This window comes from Embleya sp. NPDC050154, from assembly GCF_044460165.1.
Lineage (GTDB): Bacteria > Actinomycetota > Actinomycetes > Streptomycetales > Streptomycetaceae > Embleya.
Genome location: NZ_JBITJP010000007.1, coordinates 209,067 through 226,907, shown reverse-complemented (window position 1 = coordinate 226,907; position 17,841 = coordinate 209,067). Strand labels below are relative to the sequence as shown.

General features: G+C 70.8%; 18 protein-coding genes and 1 pseudogene. 9 read left to right on the top strand and 10 right to left on the bottom strand.

Annotation, left to right across the window (positions count from 1 at the left end; translation table 11 throughout):
• Nucleotides 1-109: 109 nt before the first annotated feature.
• Both ACIBSV_RS17470 and ACIBSV_RS17465 read right to left on the bottom strand, forming a co-directional pair.
• Nucleotides 110-1,015, bottom strand: a complete 906-nt coding sequence (locus ACIBSV_RS17470; RefSeq protein WP_395863811.1) for an ABC transporter substrate-binding protein — start codon at nucleotides 1,013-1,015, stop codon at nucleotides 110-112.
• Between the two features lie 261 nt (nucleotides 1,016-1,276).
• Entirely contained in the window at nucleotides 1,277-2,206 is a 930-nt protein-coding gene (locus tag ACIBSV_RS17465) for a UbiA family prenyltransferase (RefSeq protein ID WP_395863809.1), read from the bottom strand.
• 92 nt (nucleotides 2,207-2,298) lie between these two features.
• On the opposite strand from ACIBSV_RS17465, the gene ACIBSV_RS17460 reads away from it, so the two are divergent.
• The 3 genes from ACIBSV_RS17460 to ACIBSV_RS17450 are packed head-to-tail and all read left to right on the top strand — an operon-like array spanning nucleotide 2,299 to nucleotide 4,968.
• Complete coding sequence (locus ACIBSV_RS17460; RefSeq protein ID WP_395864069.1) at nucleotides 2,299-3,432, top strand: type III polyketide synthase; 1,134 nt, start codon at nucleotides 2,299-2,301, stop codon at nucleotides 3,430-3,432.
• 7 nt (nucleotides 3,433-3,439) lie between these two features.
• Complete coding sequence (locus ACIBSV_RS17455; RefSeq protein ID WP_395863807.1) at nucleotides 3,440-3,958, top strand: isoprenylcysteine carboxyl methyltransferase family protein; 519 nt, start codon at nucleotides 3,440-3,442, stop codon at nucleotides 3,956-3,958.
• The gene (locus ACIBSV_RS17450) at nucleotides 3,955-4,968 is read left to right on the top strand and encodes an NAD(P)/FAD-dependent oxidoreductase (RefSeq protein ID WP_395863805.1); all 1,014 of its coding nucleotides are present in this window, start codon (nucleotides 3,955-3,957) and stop codon (nucleotides 4,966-4,968) included. Before ACIBSV_RS17455 ends, ACIBSV_RS17450 begins: the two co-directional genes overlap by 4 nt.
• 282 nt (nucleotides 4,969-5,250) lie before the next feature.
• Here ACIBSV_RS17450 and ACIBSV_RS17445 read toward each other — a convergent pair whose 3' ends face one another.
• Together ACIBSV_RS17445 and ACIBSV_RS17440 are read right to left on the bottom strand one after the other, a co-directional pair.
• Nucleotides 5,251-6,360: a hypothetical protein gene (locus ACIBSV_RS17445; protein WP_395863803.1), complete on the bottom strand. Its 1,110-nt coding sequence runs from the start codon at nucleotides 6,358-6,360 to the stop codon at nucleotides 5,251-5,253.
• 188 nt (nucleotides 6,361-6,548) lie between these two features.
• Nucleotides 6,549-6,704 (bottom strand): hypothetical protein, encoded by a 156-nt coding sequence (locus tag ACIBSV_RS17440; protein WP_395863801.1) that lies wholly within the window; start codon nucleotides 6,702-6,704, stop codon nucleotides 6,549-6,551.
• 812 nt (nucleotides 6,705-7,516) lie between these two features.
• Here ACIBSV_RS17440 and ACIBSV_RS17435 point away from each other — a divergent pair.
• Nucleotides 7,517-8,260: pseudogene (locus tag ACIBSV_RS17435) on the top strand (helix-turn-helix domain-containing protein); the annotation flags it as partial.
• Between the two features lie 35 nt (nucleotides 8,261-8,295).
• Nucleotides 8,296-8,493 carry a DUF397 domain-containing protein gene (locus tag ACIBSV_RS17430; RefSeq protein ID WP_395863799.1) on the top strand — a complete coding sequence of 66 codons (198 nt, stop codon included), beginning with the start codon at nucleotides 8,296-8,298 and terminating at the stop codon, nucleotides 8,491-8,493.
• Nucleotides 8,494-8,516: 23 nt separating this feature from the next.
• Here the strand turns inward: ACIBSV_RS17430 and ACIBSV_RS17425 are convergent, their stop codons facing one another.
• Nucleotides 8,517-9,728 carry a helix-turn-helix domain-containing protein gene (locus tag ACIBSV_RS17425; RefSeq protein ID WP_395863797.1) on the bottom strand — a complete coding sequence of 404 codons (1,212 nt, stop codon included), beginning with the start codon at nucleotides 9,726-9,728 and terminating at the stop codon, nucleotides 8,517-8,519.
• Between the two features lie 171 nt (nucleotides 9,729-9,899).
• Between ACIBSV_RS17425 and ACIBSV_RS17420 the strand changes: the two genes are divergently transcribed.
• Nucleotides 9,900-10,097, top strand: a complete 198-nt coding sequence (locus ACIBSV_RS17420) for a DUF397 domain-containing protein (RefSeq protein WP_395863795.1) — start codon at nucleotides 9,900-9,902, stop codon at nucleotides 10,095-10,097.
• A 35-nt stretch (nucleotides 10,098-10,132) separates the two neighbouring features.
• On the opposite strand, the gene ACIBSV_RS17415 is transcribed toward ACIBSV_RS17420, so the two are convergent.
• The gene (locus ACIBSV_RS17415; protein ID WP_395863793.1) at nucleotides 10,133-10,786 is read right to left on the bottom strand and encodes a GNAT family N-acetyltransferase; all 654 of its coding nucleotides are present in this window, start codon (nucleotides 10,784-10,786) and stop codon (nucleotides 10,133-10,135) included.
• Nucleotides 10,787-10,847: 61 nt separating this feature from the next.
• Entirely contained in the window at nucleotides 10,848-11,483 is a 636-nt protein-coding gene (locus ACIBSV_RS17410; protein WP_395863791.1) for a TetR/AcrR family transcriptional regulator, read from the bottom strand.
• A 146-nt stretch (nucleotides 11,484-11,629) separates the two neighbouring features.
• On the opposite strand from ACIBSV_RS17410, the gene ACIBSV_RS17405 reads away from it, so the two are divergent.
• From ACIBSV_RS17405 to ACIBSV_RS17395, 3 genes are read left to right on the top strand one after another with little or no spacing between them, the layout of a single operon-like run.
• Entirely contained in the window at nucleotides 11,630-12,856 is a 1,227-nt protein-coding gene (locus ACIBSV_RS17405) for an acyl-CoA dehydrogenase family protein (RefSeq protein ID WP_395863789.1), read from the top strand.
• A complete protein-coding gene (locus tag ACIBSV_RS17400) occupies nucleotides 12,853-13,608 on the top strand; it encodes an SDR family oxidoreductase (protein WP_395863787.1) in 756 nt (251 codons plus the stop codon). The genes ACIBSV_RS17405 and ACIBSV_RS17400 overlap by 4 nt, the downstream gene beginning before the upstream one ends.
• The gene (locus ACIBSV_RS17395; RefSeq protein ID WP_395863785.1) at nucleotides 13,605-14,393 is read left to right on the top strand and encodes an SDR family oxidoreductase; all 789 of its coding nucleotides are present in this window, start codon (nucleotides 13,605-13,607) and stop codon (nucleotides 14,391-14,393) included. Before ACIBSV_RS17400 ends, ACIBSV_RS17395 begins: the two co-directional genes overlap by 4 nt.
• Before the next feature lie 47 nt (nucleotides 14,394-14,440).
• On the opposite strand, the gene ACIBSV_RS17390 is transcribed toward ACIBSV_RS17395, so the two are convergent.
• The 3 genes from ACIBSV_RS17390 to ACIBSV_RS17380 all read right to left on the bottom strand — a co-directional run bounded on the left by ACIBSV_RS17390 (nucleotide 14,441) and on the right by ACIBSV_RS17380 (nucleotide 17,834).
• Nucleotides 14,441-15,094 carry an FMN reductase gene (locus ACIBSV_RS17390; RefSeq protein ID WP_395863783.1) on the bottom strand — a complete coding sequence of 218 codons (654 nt, stop codon included), beginning with the start codon at nucleotides 15,092-15,094 and terminating at the stop codon, nucleotides 14,441-14,443.
• Nucleotides 15,095-15,150: 56 nt separating this feature from the next.
• On the bottom strand, nucleotides 15,151-16,290 hold the full coding sequence (locus ACIBSV_RS17385) for an LLM class flavin-dependent oxidoreductase (protein ID WP_395863781.1): 1,140 nt from the start codon (nucleotides 16,288-16,290) through the stop codon (nucleotides 15,151-15,153).
• Between the two features lie 851 nt (nucleotides 16,291-17,141).
• Nucleotides 17,142-17,834, bottom strand: a complete 693-nt coding sequence (locus ACIBSV_RS17380; RefSeq protein ID WP_395863779.1) for a FadR/GntR family transcriptional regulator — start codon at nucleotides 17,832-17,834, stop codon at nucleotides 17,142-17,144.
• Nucleotides 17,835-17,841: the final 7 nt, after the last annotated feature.

The window sequence follows — 17,841 nt, the reverse complement described above, 5'->3', positions numbered from 1 at the left end:
GTGACCTCCTCTTGGAGCACGAGTGCGGGCGCGGGCACGGGGTGGCCCGGTGGGACGGTCCGCCGGGTCCGGCCCCGCCGCCGCTGGGCGGGCGGGGCCGGACCTCGGATCAGGAGGTGCCGCCGTTGATGGTGACCTCGGTGACGGCGCCGGCCTCGACCTTCCAGTTGTTCAGGATCTTGGCGTACTCGCCGTTCTTGATCAGCGCCTCCAGGGCCGACTTCAGCGCCTGCTGGAGCTGCTGGTTGTCCCTGCCGACGCCGATGCCGTAGAGGCCGGCATCGATCTGTTCGCCCGTGACCTCGAAGTCCTTGCCGTCACCGGAGGTCTGCGCGTTGTACGCGGCGACCGGGAAGTCGTTGAGGTCGGCGACGGCGGCACCGCTCTTGAGCTTGAGCAGGGCCTCGCCGTCGTGCTCGTACTTCTGGATCGTGATCGCGCCCTTGCCCGACTCCTCGCACTTCTTGGACTGGGCGGTGGCGACGTCCTCGTTGGTCGTCGCCTGCTGGAGCGCGACGATCTTCCCGCACAGGTCGTCGAGCGACTTGATGTTCTGCGGGTTGCCCTTCTGCACCAGGATCGAGGTGCCGGCGCGGAAGTAGTCGACGAACGCCAGGCCCTGGCCCTGCCGCTCCTTCTTGTCGGTCATCGCGGACATGACCAGGTCGAAGCGCTTGGAGGTGATCCCGGTGATCAGCGAGTCGAACGGGGAGTTCTTGTACTCGTACTTGACACCGAGCTGCTTGCTGAGCGCGGCGGCCAGCTCGGGGTCCACGCCGACGGCCTTGCCGCCCTTCATGAACTCGATCGGTGCGTACGCGATCTCCGAGCCGATCTTGAGCTTGCCGGACTTCTGGACGTCCGGCGGGAGCATCTTGAAGAACGGCGCGTTCTCGTCCTTCTTGCCGAGCGCGCTGTCGCCGCCATCGTCCCCACAGCCGGTCAGGAGCATGGAGCCCGCGACCAGGGTTGCGGCACAGGCGATCAGGCGGCGGTGGGTAAGGCGTCCGCTCATGTGCGGGTTCCTCCAGGTATGAGGGGACAAGGTGGCCGGCATGGCACGAGCTGACTCGCGGTGCCCGATCTGCGGGCGGTTTGGGCGAATCCGGGATCGAGCTATGGGCATGAATGATTTCCTGGTGCTCTGTACGGGACAATGGGACAGATTGTTAATTACGAAGATCCAATTTGACAGAATGTCAAGCAGCGATGGGGACATTTCATCCCATCGGGCGATTTTCCAGGGCATACCGAAACGGCTCTGGCCGGCCGGGGTCTACGCGCATTGGCGTGATACTCGCCGGACGGCGCGTGAGCCGGCGCGGGCGATGCCGGTCCCCCGGCGCAGCAGGAGCGCCACGTCGATCGCGGCGACACCGATCGCGGTGGCGAACGGAACGGCGGGGCGTCGGCCGCCGAGCAGCGCGCCCGCGGCGGCCAGTACGCCGGCACCGGCCAGCGCGAGCCGGCCGGCCCGGTCCGGTCGGCCGTACGCGAGCAGCGCGGTGGCGCCGAGCAGCGGCAGCGGGGTGAGCGTGCGGATCCCGGTCGGGCCGAGCCGGTGCGGCAGGCCGCGTACGCCGCCCGCGTGGTCGACACCCAGGTCCGGCAGCGCGTCCGCCAGATGCGCGCCACAGCCCAGCAGCGCGGCGGCGGAGACGACCCACCACGCGGGCGCGGGCCGCCCGGGCAGCCCGAACGCGACGAACGCGGGCAGGCTCGCGAAGCCGACCGCGTAGGGCACCCAGGACCCGACGGTGCCTTTGACCCCGAGGTCGTACGCCCACGCGGCACCCACCCCGACCAAATGCGCGGTGCCCGCCGCCGGCCCCGACGCGTAGGACAGCGGTACGCACGCCACGAGCGCGGTTCGGGCGGCGAGTGCCACCCGTTCGGCCGTGACCAGGTCGGCGACGACCGGCTTGCCGATGCGCCCGGCGGCCCGATCGCGGTCCGCGTCCACCGCGTCGTTGCACCAGCCGACCGACAACTGCCCGCTGAGCACCGCCGCGCCGACGAGCGCGCAACCCTTGGCGTCGCGCCCGGCCGCGACGGCGAGCGCGGTGGTCAGGGCCGTGACGGCGAGCGTCGGACCGAGGTGGCAGGCGAACAGGAGGCCAAGCACGGGCGCGTGTTCGGCGGGACGCCCGCCGGGGTGTGCGGGGGTGTGCGGGGTGGCTCCGCTCGGCGTGGCGGCTTCACTCACGTGGGTGTCCTCTCCGGGTAGCCGGCGTACGTCCGGCGCATGCGAGCGACGAGTGCGGGCAAACGACGTGGGTTCGGTGTTCCCGCTGGGCACTGTTCCAGCGTTCCCGCTCGCCGCCGGTTCCGTTCGCCGCCCAGCGTCTTCGCTCCTCATCCAGCCGGGGATACGCCATGACCCGCATCGCAGCCGTCCGTGGCGCACTGCCGCCGCACCGATACCCGCAAGCCGAGATCACCGAGGCGTTCGCGGCGATGTGCCTGCCCGCCGGCGCCGATCGCCGCGTCCTGGATCGGCTGCACGCGAGTGCCCGGGTGCACACCCGCCATCTGGCGCTGCCGCTGGACCACTACGCCAAGCTCGACGACTTCGGCGCCGCCAACGACGCCTACCTGGACGTCGCGGTCGAGCTCGCGGCCGAGGCGGTCGAGTCCGCGCTCGGCGCCGCCGGGCTCAGCGCGCGCGACCTGGACCTGATCGTGTTCACCACGGTGACCGGCCTCGCGGTGCCCTCGATCGACGCGCGCCTGGTCGGCCGGCTCGGCCTGCGCGCGGACATCAAGCGGCTGCCGGTGTTCGGCCTCGGCTGCGTCGCGGGCGCCGCCGGCATCGCCCGCCTGCACGACTACCTGCGCGGGTGGCCCGAGCACGTCGCCGCGCTGGTCTCGGTCGAGTTGTGCTCGCTCACCCTCCAGCGCGACGACGCCTCGATCGCCAATCTGGTCGCGGGCGCGCTGTTCGGCGACGGCGCGGCCGCGGTGATCGCCTGCGGCGACGCGCGGACCGGGCCCGGGCGCGGACCGCGGGTGGTCTCCAGCCGCAGTCGCATGTATCCGGACTCGGCCCGGGTGATGGGCTGGGACGTGAGCGGCTCCGGGTTTCGGATCGTGCTCGGCTCGGACGTCCCCGACGTGGTCCGCGAGTATTTGGGCGGCGACGTGCGGACCTTCCTCGCCGAACACGACCTGACCCCGGCCGACATCACCGCGTGGGTCTGCCACCCGGGCGGCCCGAAGGTGCTCGAGGCGGTCGCCGAGACGCTCGAACTCCCGGCCGGCGCCCTGGACCTGACGTGGCGTTCGCTGGCCTCGACCGGAAACCTGTCGTCCACCTCGGTGCTGCACGTGCTGCGCGACACGATGGCCGCCCGGCCCGATCCCGGTACGCCGGGCCTGATGATCGCGATGGGCCCGGGGTTCTGCTCCGAGCTCGTCCTCCTGGAGTGGTAGGTCGGGGATGTACTGGTATTTCGCACTGGTGGGCCTGGTCGCCCTCGAACGCGTCGCCGAGTTGGTGGTCTCCCGGCGCAACCTGGCCTGGAGCCTGGCCCGGGGCGGCGTGGTCAGCGGACAGGGGCACTACCCGCCGATGGTCGTGCTGCACGTCGGCCTGCTGGCCGCGTGCGTCCTGGAAGTGGGGCTGGGCGACCGACCGTTCGTGCCCTGGTTCGGGTGGTCGATGTTCGCCCTCGTGCTCGCCGCGCAGGCGCTGCGCTGGTGGTGCATCACGGCGCTGGGGCCGCGCTGGAACACCCAGGTCGTGGTGGTGCCGGGACTTCCGCTGGTGCGCACCGGGCCGTACCGGCTGCCCTGGTTGCCGCACCCCAACTACGTCGCGGTCGCGGTCGAGGGCCTGGCCCTGCCGCTCGTGCACGGCGCGTGGGTCACCGCGCTCGCGTTCACCGGACTCAACGCCGCGCTGATGGTGGTCCGGATCCGCTGCGAGTCGACCGCGCTGTCGGCGGCGACCGCGTGATCGACCTGCTCGTCGCCGGCGGTGGGCCGGCGGGTCTGGCCACCGCGATCCACGGCGCGCTCGCGGGGCTGCGCGTGGTGGTCGTGGAGCCGCGGCCGGCGCCGGTGGACAAGGCGTGCGGCGAGGGGCTGATGCCGACGGGCGTTGCCGCGCTGGCCCGGCTGGGGATCACGCCCGCGGGGCGGCCGTTGGCCGGGATCCGGTACCTGGACACCCGGCACGCGGTGCAGGCGAGATTCCGGGAGGGACCGGGACTGGGCGTACGGCGGACCACGCTGCACGCCGCGCTGTACGAACGGGCGCTGGCGCTGGGCGTGGAGCACACGGTCGGGCGGGTCACCGACGTGCGGCAGGACGCGCACGGGGTGACCGCGGCCGGGCTGAGCGCGCACTGGCTGGTGGCCGCCGACGGCCTGCACTCTCCGATCCGGGCCACCCTCGGGCCCGCCGTGCCGGATCGCCGGGCCCGGCGGTACGGGCTGCGCCGGCACTTCGAGGTCGCACCGTGGACCGACTTCGTCGAGGTGCACTGGTCGCCGCGCGGCGAGGCGTACGTGACGCCGGTGGGCCCGGACCTGGTCGGCGTCGCGATGCTGGGGCCGCGCGGTCGTTCCTACGACGACCACCTCGCCGCCTTCCCGGCGCTGCGGGATCGGTTGGCGGGCGCGGCGGCCGGCGAGGTGCGCGGCGCGGGGCCACTGCGCCGCCGGGTCCGCACCCGGGTCGCGGGCCGCGTCCTGCTCGTCGGCGACGCGGCCGGCTACACCGACGCGCTCACCGGCGAGGGCGTCGCGCTGGCCCTGGCCTCGGCCCGAGCCCTGGTCGCCGCCCTCGTCGCGGGCAGCCCCGAACGCTACGAATCCGACTGGCGCCGGCTCTCCCTCCGCCACCGCCTGCTCACCGAATCCCTCCTCACCGCCCGCTCCCACCCACACACGGCCCGCCTGATCGTCCCCGCGGCCCACCGCCTGCCACGGGTGTTCGGCACGATCGTCAACGCGTTGGCGTAGGTCGGGATCGGGGCCGCGGGACTGCGGGATCGGGGGATCACAGGACCGCGGGATGACGGGATCGGGGACCGTATTGCCCAGGCGCGCCCGAGGAGGGCGCACACTCCGGCGGGGATCGCCCCGCTGTCCGGAGCCTGTGGCAACGTCCGGCGGGCTTCCACGGTGCCACCCGAATCGTCGTCTTCCGGACGGACCCGACCGCCGCACCGTAGCCGACACCGGGATCGGAACGGCCCCGACGCCGTGCCGCTTCGAGGGCCGGGGCCGTCCCTCCGTCTCCTTCTACGGAGCCTTCCAGGGAATCGACGGCCCGCAGTCCATCCGACCGTGCGGCCCGTCGTGCCACACCCACTGGCCATCGCCCGTCACCGTGACACCGTGCTCCTCGCGCGGGGGTTCACCCCGCGCACGCCACGCCGCGTAGGCGTCCTCGATCTCCCGCCACAGGTCGCGCGGCCCGCCCTCGTTCACCTCGAACGAGTGGGCGTCCGGTACGTAGTCGACGGATGCCCAGGACTGCCCGTCGGCGTACCACGTGGTGAACTCGCCGGCGTGCGCTCCCCTCCCGAAGAACGTGCGCTGCTCGACATCGGGCAGCCGAAGCCCGATCGCGAAATCCGCGTGCTCTTCCTGAAGGGGTCGCGGATCCGTCGTCGTGTGGCGGACCCTGCCCACGCTCGGGTCGGCGATGACGTCACCCACGAAGCGCCGGGCCTCGAACCTCGGGCGCTGCGACCGGGCCCACATGAAGTTGACATTGCCCACGAATCGGCCCGAGGCCGTGCCGTCGGCCGCGACGACCAGGCGCAGGAGACCGGAGTTGTGGAAGGCCGTGCCCCAGGGCGTGAGGATCACCCCTCCGGGCCGCACCTGCTCTACCCACGCGTACGGCACGCGTTGTACCGCCATGGTGGCGGCAATCCGGTCGTAGGGGGCACCTTCCTTGTAGCCGTGCAGCCCGTCGCCGACGATCAGGGTCGGTTCCGAGCCGCAGCCGCGCAGGGACTCCTGCGCCTGGATCGCCACGAGTGGATCCACCTCGATCGAGGTCACCCGGCCGGCGGTGAGCGCGGTGGCCAACAGCGCGGTGGACCAACCGGTCCCGGTACCGATTTCGAGGATGTCGTGATCCGGTTCGACGTCGAGTTGTTCGAGCATGTGCCGCACGAGGGAGGGTTGCGATGCCGACGACGTCGGGATCAGGCTCCCGCCCGACATGCCGTCATCCATCTGAGTGACAAGCGGGATGTCGGCCGCGACGGCTTCCGCCCACGCTTCGGGGTCGGTGTCGCGGTCGATCAGGGCGTCGTCACTCCCCCACACCACCCCCGGGACGTACGAGCGCCGGGGCGTGCCCGCGAAAACGGCGTCCCAGTCGACCAAGGTGCTCACTTGTCCTTCTCCTTGTCGCGGTCCTCGTCCTTCGGCGGCACGGGCCTGTCCCACTGGCCGTCCCGCTGCCGTTGGGGGGGTCTTGGCGTCGCCGTCCTTGTCGTCCTTGGCGTGGTTCCCCATCGTCTTGCCTCCCGAGTTGTCGTGTGTCGAGCCGATGCCAGTCGGTGGAGGCGTAGGTATCGCCGTCATCGCTCCTTCTCCTCCTCGTCGAACAGGAACGGAGGTTCCGCCCAATCGGCCACCGCACCCAACGGGCAACCGACTCGCTCCAGGTCGGACAACAACGCGAACCACTCCGGGCCGACCGGCGGTTGCACGGTCGCCAACATGCCCCTGTCCACGGCGCACAACTCCGTAAGCGTGCCGTCCGGCCGAAGCGTCGCGTCTTCCCCGCCGACGTATCTCACGCTCCGATACAGAATCGGCGAAGGCGGCCGAAGAATGACCAAGTCCCGTACCTGACAAGCGAATTCAATCCCACTACGCAAGCGCAGATGAACCTGTCGCCCTCGCACGTCCATAAGCACACCCTCGCGACCCGAATAGGCGTCACGACACCACGCGTGCCGATAGCGCTCGAAGAAGGCGAGCCCCCGGTCGAGATCCTCCTGCGTGCTCCCCGAAACCCGCTGCCGCGTGGTCATCGCACGTTCCACCCACCCGAGCGCGGCGCGCGAATCCACAGCAACAACCGCGAACGCAAACGTAGTCGCGGCTCCCGGAGTGGGGTGAACGCAGCGGTATCGGCGTCCGCCCCGCCGACCCACTCCCGAATCAGCACCCTCAACCGCTCGTCCTGCCAGTCGCGATCCTCCGCCGGAACCGGCACCGAAGCACGTTGAGTCCACCCGAATTGATATGCCATCGTGGGTACGTGTCCTTTCTGTGAGGGGCACGCAGGGAGTGGGGCGACTCGCCAAAGTTGAGCCCCACTCCCTACGCCCGTCGCAGCCCCACCCTTCGGCCTGCGACGTTTTGAGCAAGGGATTGCCTCTCCCTTCCGTACACGGTCTGTCGCTCTGCGTCCCCATCATGAGGTGGGAGAGCTAGCCTGTGCATCTCGGCATCGTTACCGATTTGCGGTGGAACGGAAGGGGGAACGCCCGTGCGATACCAAGAGAAAGACCTCGAACCCCAAGGCTCGCCACGGCAGATGTTCGGGCGGGAGATTCGGGTCAAGCGCAAGAGCGTGGGCATGTCACTGACGGCGTGCGCGACGATCCTGGGCTACAGCAAGGCGGCGATGTCTCGATACGAGACCGGCGAGAGCACCATCCCACCGGACATGCCGGAAAAACTGGATATTGCCTTCGAGACGGACGGGTTCTTCGTACGGCTTTACCAGATGGTGGAGCACGACCAATTCCCGGACCGTTATCGCGGGTTCATGGCGCTGGCGGCGAAGGCAGAGGCGATCCTGGAGTACTCGGCGCTCACCGTGCCTGGGTTGTTGCAGATCCCTGCCTACGCCCGCGCGCAGTTCAGCAGGTTTGTGCCCAGGTGGCCGGACCCCGAGATCGAACGAAAAGTTGCCGCACGCGTCAATCGGCAAAGCATCTTTACTCGGGAACACCCGCCGCGCTACGGCGCAATCCTTGACCAGGCGGCCATCAGCCGCGTGATCGGTGGCCCAGCCGTCATGCGCACGCAACTCGAAGTGCTCTTGCCTCGGATGGACACGCGGTACGGCACGATCCAAGTCCTACCGTTCAACTCCGGAGCCCACCCGCAATTGGGCGGATCGCTGACGTTGCTGACCCTGCCCGACAGTGAGCCCGTCGCATACCTCGAAGGTAGCCACACCGGCCAGTTGCGTGAGGATTCCGCTACTGTCGCAGACCATCAAACGGCATACGATTGTCTACGCGCCTACGCCCTCTCCCCCAGGGAGTCGGCCGAGATGATCCGGGCGGTCATCGAGGAGTTGGAAGCATGCAAGGGACGCGGGACGCAACCGCCGCAACGTGGCGTAAGAGCTCCTACAGCAACTCGGATGGGGGCAACTGCGTCGAGGTCCGCAATGATCTCCCGGGCGTCGTCCCGGTACGTGACTCGAAGGCCCCAGCCATAGGTCAACTCCTCATCGGCGCAACGCCATGGACTGCACTGACCGACGCCCTCCGGAACTGACTCGACCCCTGCCGGCCCCGCCTCTAGGCAATCCGCAAGCGGTCGGCGAGGGCGAGGAGTGGGGTCGATCTGCGGCGCTCGCGCGAGACCAGGTCCGTGACGACTCGGCGGGATGTGGCGTGGTAGCGCATCCACTCGGGGGCGGTGTGTTCGGCCTTGAGGATGGCGCGGGTTGCCCGGTCGTCGTTGGCGAGGTCGATGTGGGCCAGGGCGCGGTCGACGTAGTAGCGCGCCTGCCACGTGGGCGGGAGGCTGTTCAGGTCGGTGATGCGACGGGCTTCGGCCAACGCCTTTTCGGGGCGGTCCATTTCGACGAAGGCGTTGACCGTGGCGACACCCGCGTTGGTGGGTCCGAACGGGGTGGCATAGTCGATGCGGTCGGCGCCGATCCGGGCGGCGGCGGCATTGGCGAGACGCAGGAGTTCGGCGGCGGTGTCCTTGCGCTCCGCGCGGACGGCGGCCGAGGCGGCGCGTAGGAGCAGGATGCCCCACAGGGCGACGTCGATCGGCGGTGTCTTCGTCCACGACGGCTCGATCTTCTCCGCGGTTGCCTCGGCCACCCGTTGCGCGTCGTCTATCCGCCCCTGCTTGCTGAAGATCCAGGACAGCGTCGACATGCCAATGACTTCGAGCCGGGCATCATCGGAGTGCCCGGCTGCGCTCCTGGCCCGCTCCATCGCCGTGTACGCCGCGTCCTCCTTGCCGAACGCGGCCAGAGTCGTGGCCGCGACCTGATACGCCTCCGCCAGGATGGCGAACGAGGCGGCACGATCGGCTCCGGAGTGTTCGCGCGTCGCAGAGCGCGCATCCGCGATGAGTCGCGGCAAGACGGCGGCGATCTCCGACAACTTCCCTTCACGCCGGATCACCTCCGTCGACCTCAGCGACGCCCGGAGATCAAGCACGGACGGCGATTCCCCGTCGGCGACCGCCATTTCGTCTTCGATCAACTCGGAGACCGGAGTCACGGCCCGCCGGAGCGCCAACAGGCTCGGTAGCGGATCCCGATGCGCCGCGCCCTCGAACGTGGTCGGCTGCCCGATCAGGATCGACGTTTCCACGTCGAGCGCGCTCGCGAGTGCGTTGAGCGTGGAGAGCCGGGCCGTGAGTCGCTGGTTCTGTTCCAGCTTGCGGACGACATCGACGGAAACCCCCGCAGCGGCGGCGAGCGACTCCTGAGTGTGGTCCCTCCGCAGGCGCAGCCGCGCGATGCGATCCCCGATGCTGTCTTGCATGGTCAGGCTCCCGGCAAGGTAGGCGCTGACCCCACGGTACGCCCGCCGGCCGGCCGGCAATCGCGGGAAGCGACCACCGGCTCACGTCATACGATCGGCTACGCGCGCCTCTGCCCTTTCCCCGAAAGAGTCGGCAGCGATGATCCGGGCGACCATCAAGGAATTGCAATCATGCAAGGAATCCAGAACGCAGACGTCAGCTTGTGGCGCAAGAGCACGTACAGCAACGGAGATCAAGGCGACTGCGTCGAGGTCCGCGATGATCTCCCGGGCCTCGTCCCGATACGCGACTCGAAGGACCCGAGCATCGGGCATCTGACAATCGACGCGGCATCCTGGACAGCACTGACCAACGCCCTCCGAAGCTGACCCAACCCGGCCGACCCCTATGCCTCCGGCACCGTTTACGTGGGGCGGCCGAACATTTCGCGGCACGCGTCCAAGCCCTCGATCTCGGTCTCGATCGTGCGGTGTTCCCGCCAGGCGTCTCGGGTCAGGCGTAGGCGGCGGGCCGGGCGCGGGGGGCCGTTTTCGTCGGCGGGGAGGATCTCGATGCCGTCGTCGGCGTAGCCGAGACGTCGGGAGACCGCCAGCGAGGGTGCGTTGTCCAGGAGCGCCGAGGAGATCGCCCACTGGGCGCCGAGGCCGGCAAAGGCCAACTCCAGCATCGCGGCCCTCATCTCCGTACCGAACCCGTGGCCCTGGTGGGCCAGGCCCAGCCAGGAGCCCGAGCCGATCTCGCGCCGGCGGGCGAAGTCCGTGGCGCTGCACTCCTGGAGGCCGATCACCCGACCCTCGTGCACGACGGCGAGCAGCAGCTTCCACTCCTCCGGCCGCCAGTTCGCCCACGAGCCCCAGTAGAACTTGAGGGCCTCCCGGGCCCGAGCCGGATGCGGCGCGCGCGTCCACGGCGTACTGAACGGCATGAAGTCGGGTGCGTGCACGCCGAGTTCGGCGAGTTCGACCAGCGCCACCAGGTCCTCCTGGCTCGCCGCCCGCAGTTCCAGCCGAGGCGTGGTCAACCGTAGGCCGAAGACCGGCCAATGATCAGTGAGCATGGTCGATTCTCGACGCGACACCCCACCCCACGCGAGCGAATTCCGCCGTCGCGACCGCCTGCTACCGCGTCTGCGCCGTCGGCGCCAGCCCGTGCAGCAGCAGGTCCGCGAACACGTCGCCGACCTCGCGCGGCGACATCGGCCCGTCGAGCTGGTACCAGCTGTTCAGGTGGTGCACGCCGCCGAAGAAGTTGTGCGTGGCGATGTCGGCCGACACGTCCGCGCGCAGCAGGCCCTCGCGCTGGCCCTGCTCGATCAGCGAGCGGAAGCGCTCGTGGTAGCGCCGCCGCTCGGCCCGGATCTCGTTGCGCTTGTCCGGCGCGAGCAGGTGCATCGAGCGGAAGTAGACCACCGCGTCGTCGATGTTGCCCAGCGTGGTGACCACCACGTCCGCCGCCGCCTCGCGCAGCCGGTCCACGACCGGCTCCGGGCCGTCCGCGATGGTGTTCAGCCGCTCGGTCTGCATCGCGAGCATGCGGTGGTAGATCTCCACCAGCAGGTCGTCCTTCGACGCGTAGTAGTGGTACATCGCCCCCTTGGTGACCCCGGCGGCGGCCACGATCTCCTGGACCGAGGTGCTCTCGAAGCCGCGCTCGGCGAACATCCGCGAGGCGATCCGGAGCAGCCGCTGGGGCAAGGGTGTCTCTTCGGCCTCGGACAGAACCGGTGCCGCGTTTCCGCGACCTCTAGCCGCCATGATGTCCAACCTTTCGGGGGAGCGTTCGACGCCACCCTAGCCAAGATACCGACCGGTCGGTACCGTAATTCGCGCACGGCACGTCTCGCGCACCCTACGGCCACGGAACGTCCGCGCCGTCTGCGACCAGGGAGAGGAAGGCGCCGGTGGACTTCAGCTACGACACACGGACCGAGGAACTGCGGGAGCGACTGCTCGCGTTCATGACCGAGCACGTGTACCCCGCCGAAGCCGTGTTCACCGATCAGGTGGCCGATCCGGGCGCCGATCCGTGGGGTCGGCCGCCGGTGATCGAGGAGCTCAAGGTCGAGGCCCGCAAGCGCGGCCTATGGAACCTGTTTCTGCCGGGCGCCGAGGGCGCGGGCCTGACCAACCTCCAGTACGCGCCGCTGGCCGAGATCGCCGGCCGCAGCCCGCACCTGGGCCCCGAGGCGCTCAACTGCGCCGCGCCCGACACCGGCAACATGGAACTGCTGCACGACTTCGGCACGCCAGAGCAGCAGGAGCGATGGCTGAAGCCGCTGCTGGAGGGCACCATCCGCTCGGCGTTCTGTATGACCGAGCCCGACGTCGCCTCCTCCGACGCCACCAACATCACCACGAGCATCGTCCGCGACGGCGACGAGTACGTGATCGACGGCCGCAAGTGGTGGTCCTCCGGGGCGATGGCGCCCACCTGCGAGATCCTGGTCGTGATGGGCAAGACCGACCCGGACGCGCCGCGCCACCGCCGGCAGAGCATGATCCTGGTGCCGCGCGACACCCCGGGTGTGCACATCCGGCGCGGGATGCACGTCTTCGGCTACACCGACGGTCCGCACGGCGGCCATGCCGAGGTGGTCTTCGACAACGTACGGGTGCCCGCCGCGAACCTGGTCGGCAACGCCGGCGACGGCTTCGCCATCGCGCAGGCCCGGCTCGGCCCCGGCCGGATCCACCACTGCATGCGGCTGATCGGGATGGCCGAGCGCGGCCTGGAACTGATGTGTCGCCGGGTTATCGCCCGCGAGGCGTTCGGCGGGCCGCTCGCCGACCAGGGCGTGATCCAGGAGTGGATCGCCGAATCCAGGGTGCGGATCGAGCAGTTGCGCCTGCTCGTGCTCAAGACCGCGTGGCTGATGGACACCGTCGGCAACCGCGGCGCGCACCGCGAGATCCAGTCGATCAAGATCGCCACACCGCTCACCGTCGAGTGGATCCTGGACAAGGCCATCCAGGCGCACGGCGCGGGCGGCCTGTCCCAGGACTTCGTGCTCGCGTCGCTCTGGACGCACGCGCGCACGCTGCGTCTGGCCGACGGGCCGGACGAGGTACACCGTCGTTCGCTCGCCCACCGCGAGCTCAAGTCCTACCGAGAGGCAGCCGCCCAGTGAGCGACTCGTCCCGTCCCGTAGCCATCGTCACCGGCGCGAGCCGAGGCATCGGCCTGGGCATCGCCCAGGCCCTGGTCGCGCGCGGCGACCGGGTCTGCGTGACCGCGCGTGGCGCGGACACGCTGGCCGAGGTGGTCGCCTCGCTCGGCGGTCCCGAGCACGCGATCGGCGTCGCGGGCAAGGCGCACGACCCGGTCCACCAGGACGCGGCGGTGGCCGCGACCCTGGAGGCGTTCGGCCGGATCGACATGCTGGTCAACAACGCCGGCATCAACCCGGTGTACGGCCCACTGGTGGAGCTCGACCTGGACGCCGGGCGCAAGATCCTGGAGGTCAACCTGCTCGCCGCGCTCGCATGGACGCAGCGCGTGCACAAGGCGTGGCTGGGCGAGCACGGCGGCGCGATCGTCAACGTCTCCTCGCTCGCCGGCGCGCGGCCCGCGCACGGGATCGGCTTCTACGGCGTCAGCAAGGCCGCGCTGACCCACCTGACCGCCCAACTCGCGAGCGAACTCGGCCCGCGGGTGCGGGTGAACGCGGTGGCGCCCGCGGTGGTCAAGACGGTCTTCGCGACCGCGCTGTACGAGGGCCGCGAGGAAGAGGTCGCGGCGGCCTACCCGATGGGCCGGCTCGGCGTGCCCGAGGACGTGGCCGGCGCCGTGGCGTTCCTGCTGTCCGAGCAGGCGAGCTGGATCACCGGCCAGACGCTGCTGGTCGACGGCGGCGTGAGCCTGTCCGGCGGTGTCGGATGACCGCGATCGCCGGCGCCGGGGTGGTGATCACCGGTTCCGGTGCCGGGATCGGCGCGGCTCTGGCCCGCCGCTTCGCCGCCGACGGCGCCCGCGTGGTGGTCAACGACCTGGACGCGGACGCGTGCCACGCGGTCGCCGCCGAGATCGACGGCATCGCGCTGCCCGGCGACGCGGCCGGCGAGGAGGGCGTCGCGGCGCTGATCGCCGGTGCCCGCAAGGCCCTCGGCGGCGAGATCGACGTCTACTGCGCCAACGCCGGCATCGGCGAGGGGATGGGCCTGGACGCCTCGGAAGCGGCCTGGGACCGCTCGTGGGACGTCAACGTGATGGCGCACGTACGCGCCGCGCGGCTGCTCACCCCGGCCTGGCTGGCCCGGGGCCGGGGCCACCTGGTCACCACGGTCTCCGCCGCCGGCCTACTGACCATGCTGGACGCGTCGGCATACTCCGTCACCAAGCACGCCGCCTACGCGTTCGCCGAGTGGATGGCGATCACCTACGGCGCCAAGGGCATCACGGTCCAGGCGGTCTGCCCGCTGGGCGTGCGCACGGCGCTGCTCGGCGCGACCGGGGAGGCCGCCCGGCTGATCCTGGACGACGGCGCGATCGAGCCGGCTGAGGTCGCCGACGTGGTCGCCGAGGCGGTCGTCACCGGCGCCCCCTTCCTGATCCTGCCGCACCCCGAGGTGGCCCGGATGTACGCGGGCCGGGCCGCCGACCCGGACCGCTGGCTGGCCGGCATGCGCAAGCTCCAGGCCCGCCTGGAGATCGCGAAGGACGGCTGACCACCCGGGCCCGGGACGGCGGCGCCACGTCGCCCGGGCCGGTGCGCTCATCCTCGGCGCAGCGCCGCCAACTGCTCGGCGAACGGCACCACTTCGTCGATCGAGTCGCCCTCGCCGCCGCCACCGGCTTCGCGCCTGGACAACCCCGCCGCGAGGTCGGCGAGTTCGCCGCCGGCGCGGGCGATTCGGACGGACAGGTCGTCGCCGGCACCGGCCGCCGCGCCCCAGTCGTCGGTCGCCGCGTACACCGAGGTCGGCACGACCGTGGCCCGCAGGTAGGCGAACATCGGGCGCAGCGCGTGCTCCAGGGCCAGCGAGTGCCGTGCGGTACCGCCGGTCGCCGCGATCAGCACCGGTTTCCCGGTCAGCGCGGTGTGGTCCAGTACGTCGAAGAAGGACTTGAACAGCCCGCTGTAGGACGCGGTGAAGATCGGCGTGACCGCGATCAGGGCGTCCGCTCCGGTGACCGTCTCGATCGCGGCGCGCAGACCCGGCGGCGGGAAGCCGGTGACCAGGTTGTGCGCGATGTCCACCGCGACGTCGCGCAGTTCGACCACCCGGACGTCCGCCTCGACGCCCCGATCGGCCGATTGCCGACGCGTGGCCTCGGCGAGGCGATCACCGAGCAGGCGGGTGGACGAGGGCTTGCCCAGTCCGGCCGAGACGACCACGAGCTTGAGCGGTTGCGGCTTGGGCGGCATGGTGTGCTTCTTCCTTTCTCTCCGGTCTCTCCGGCGGTACAGGGGTGTTCGGCCGGTCACAGCACCGGTGCGACCTCGTTGGCCGGTGCGACCCCGTCGACCGGCGCTGCCTCGTTCGCCGCCGCGTCCCGTCGGGCGACCAGCGCCGCGTGCGTCGGGCCGGCCGGCACGTCCGTCCCGCGCCGGGCCGCGAACTCCTTGCGCAGCACCGGGATCACCTCTTCGCCGAGCAGGTCGAGCTGCTCCAGCACGGTCTTCAGCGGCAGGCCGGCATGGTCCATCAGGAACAGCTGGCGCTGGTAGTCGCCGAACGAGTCGCGGAAGGTCAGCGTCTTGTCGATGACCTCCTGCGGGCTCCCCACGGTCAGCGGCGTCTGATCGGTGAACTCCTCCAGCGACGGACCGTGGCCGTACACCGGCGCGTTGTCGAAGTAGGGGCGGAATTCGCGTATCGCGTCCTGCGAGTTCCTGCGCATGAACACCTGCCCGCCGACGCCGACGATGGCCTGCTCGCGGGTGCCGTGCCCGTAGTGCTCGAAGCGGTCGCGGTAGAGGTTGATCAGGCGGACGAAGTGGTCCCGGGGCCAGAAGATGTTGTTGGCGAAGAACCCGTCGCCGTAGTAGGCGGCCTGCTCGGCGATCTCGGGGCTGCGGATCGAGCCGTGCCACACGAACGGCGGCACGCCGTCCAGCGGTCGCGGTGTCGAGGTGAAGCCCTGGAGCGGCGTACGGAAGCGGCCCTCCCAGTCGACCACGTCGTTGCGCCACAGCTCGTGCAGGAGCGCGTAGTTCTCGATCGCCAGCGGGATGCCCTGGCGGATGTCCTGACCGAACCACGGGTACACCGGTCCGGTGTTGCCCCGACCCATCATCAGGTCCACCCGGCCGTCGGCCAGGTGCTGGAGCATCGCGTAGTCCTCGGCGATCTTCACCGGGTCGTTCGTGGTGATCAACGTGGTCGAGGTGGAGAGGATGATCCGCTCGGTACGCGCGGCCACATAGCCGAGCAGCGTGGTCGGCGACGAGGGCACGAACGGCGGGTTGTGGTGCTCCCCGGTCGCGAACACGTCCAGACCGACCTCCTCGGCCTTGAGCGCGATCGCCACCATCGCCTTGATCCGCTCGTGCTCGGTGGGCTCCCGGCCGGTAGTGGGGTCGACGGTGACGTCTCCGACGGTAAAGATCCCGAACTGCACGATGACCACTCTCTCAGGTAGTTGAACTCTCAATCATCCCTAAAGCAAGATACGCCGCCCCCTATTCCCAACCAAGACCGGGCCGGGGCCGGGCCCGGGCGGGGCCCGGACGGGGGCCGAGGCCGGGCGGGGCCCGGGCAGCCGGGCCGCGCCGGGACGGGGCAGCCCGGACAGACGGACGGGGCCCGAATCGGAGCGAAGCCGGAAGCCAGCCGAGGCAAAGCCGGGCCAGCGCGAATCCCGCGCCGGGACGGAACACCAAGCCGTCCGGACGCGTAGCGGACGTGCATCCCGGACGCGTAGCGGACGGCCCGACCGTGACCGCGTAGCGGGCATGCACCCCGGCACGCCGACCGGGGGCACGCCCACAACGCAGCCGCCCCGCGCCGAGCAGCCCGCCAGGCCCGCGCCTCTCACGGGCCATCTCCCACAGGGCCCGGATCGGAGCGAAGCCGGAGACCAGCCGAGGCGGAGCCGGGCCAGCGCGAATCCCCCGCCGGGACGGAACACCAAGCCGTCCGGACGCGTAGCGGACGTGCATCCCGGACGCGTAGCGGACGTGCATCCCGGGCGCGTAGCGGACGGCCCGACCGTGACCGCGTAGCGGGCATGCACCCCGGCACGCCGACCGGGGGCACGCCCACAACGCAGCCGCCCCGCGCCGAGCAGCCGGGCCAGGGCCGGCCAGAGCCGGCCAGGGCTCGACGCCCCCTGGGGCTCCGGCACCGCCGGAGAGCGACGCGGCTCCATGTGCGGCACACCACCGCGCGGCACACCAATACGCGGCACACCGCCGTGCGGCACACCAAAACACAGCACACGCCACCGCGCAGCACCGCCACCGCGTGGGTTCAGTCGCGCAGGATGCGTAGGCTTACCGCGAGTTCCGCCTCGGTGACGCGGCCTGCCGCCGCGGCGTCGCCGGATCGGATTGCCGCAACCATTGCCGCGTGCGCGTCGGCGCCCGGGTCCGCCGAGGCGGTGCGCAGGCCCTTCTCGTCCATCACCGCGAGCAGGTCCAGCAGCCCCGGCCGCATGGTCACCTGGAACACCGCGAACAGGTCGGTCAGCACGTCGTTGTGCGCCGCCGCGACGATGCTCGCGTGGAACGAGATGTCCGCGTCGATGTACGCCTCGTCGTCCCCGAGCGCGGCGGCCCGCGCGGCCAACCCCGCCTCCAGCGCCGCGAGGTCCTCGTCGGTACGCCGCTCCGCGGCCAACATCGCCGCCCGCACCTCGATCAGGTTGCGCACCTCGTACACCTCGGCCGCCGAGGCCCGCCGCAGCCGCGTGGTCAGGTCCTCGACCGGTTTGGTGGCGATCACGAAGACGCCGGACCCCTGCCGGGACTCGACCAGACCCGCTCCCGCCAGCGCGCGAATCGCCTCGCGCACGGTCGAGCGGCCGATGCCCAGTTCCTTGCCGAGCGCCACCTCGCCGGGCAGCTTGGTGCCCACCGGCCAGTGCCCCGCGGCGATCCGATCACGAAGCCGTTCGGCCGCCTGGCCGACCAGCGGGCTGCGGCGCAGGGGGCCGAACGTCATCGTGTCA